The following is a 434-nucleotide window of genomic DNA, read 5'->3' on the forward strand; positions in this document are numbered from 1 at the left end:
GCCCCGGACGGCTGGCCCATCTGGGTCTCCCCGGTCCGGCCGGGCCGCGAGCACGACACCACCTGCGCCCGCACCCACGGTCTGGTCGATGCCCTGAACCGGTTCGCCGCCACTCTGGGCATCCCCACTTTGACCGACCTCGGCTACGAGAACGCCGCCGATGGCTTCCGTCACCCCGTCAAGAAGCCCAAGGGAGGCGAACTCACAGAAGAGCAAAGGACTTTCAACGCCGTCATCCGCGGCATCCACGGTGTCGCCGAGCGCGCCAACGCCCTGCTGAAGGTCACCTTCAAGGCGTTGCGCAGGGTCAGTCTCGACCCCGCTGCCATCACCAGGATCGCCCGAGCCGCCCTCGTCCTGCTCCAGCTCGAACACGGCCGCACCACCTGAACGAAGATCACGAAACGTCACGAATGGTTACCGAGAAGGATTCA

General features: G+C 65.9%; 1 protein-coding gene. It reads left to right on the plus strand.

All coding sequences use genetic code 11. The features are described 5' to 3' along the window. A partial coding sequence (locus JL475_RS39385) for a transposase family protein (protein ID WP_237409612.1) occupies positions 1-390 on the plus strand: 390 nt, incomplete at its 5' end. Positions 391-434 lie beyond the last annotated feature (44 nt).

It is taken from the genome of Streptomyces sp. M2CJ-2 (assembly GCF_016757295.1).
In the GTDB taxonomy this organism is placed as follows: Bacteria; Actinomycetota; Actinomycetes; order Streptomycetales; family Streptomycetaceae; genus Streptomyces.